We start from the raw sequence: 524 nt of genomic DNA on the forward strand, positions 1-524 counted from the left end.
GTGCCGTCCTAAAATAAGTTGACGGTTTTCTATTAAGCCAGCGCCAATTCAGCGCTGGCTTTTTTGTGCACTTCTTCAGGCGTTTTCATGCCCAGGCTCAAGTGCGGCCTAAGTTGATTGTAGATAGCCACAGACTCCTTCACCAGCTGCTTAAGCTCAGTAAAACTATGGCACTTATGCAACAAAAACTCCTGCTTTAAAATGCCGTTAACCCGCTCAGCCAATGCATTCTGGTAGCAGTCGTAGCCATCTGTCATCGAAGGTGTGATGCTGTGTTGACGAAGCACGGATTGATAAACGGATGAGCAGTACTGAAGCCCTCGGTCTGAGTGATGTATCAGAGGCTGTGTTGTGAGCCGGTTTTTAATCGACATATTCAGGGCATTAACCACATCCGTGGCCTTCATTTCCCGACTTAACTCGTAGCCCATGATTTTGCGGCTATAAGTATCTGTCGTCAGCGACAGGTAATGCACACCTTCGCCGCTCTCTACATAGGTAATATCACTGGCATAGACCTGCTC

The 524-nt window shown here is 47.7% G+C and carries 1 protein-coding gene; it reads right to left on the bottom strand.

Translation table 11 applies throughout. The features are described from left to right. Positions 1-32: 32 nt before the first annotated feature. A partial coding sequence (locus ABEA14_RS16080) for an IS3 family transposase (protein WP_345341353.1) occupies positions 33-524 on the bottom strand: 492 nt, incomplete at its 5' end.

This window comes from Corallincola platygyrae, assembly GCF_039544265.1.
GTDB classification, from domain to species: domain Bacteria; phylum Pseudomonadota; class Gammaproteobacteria; order Enterobacterales; family Neiellaceae; genus Corallincola; species Corallincola platygyrae.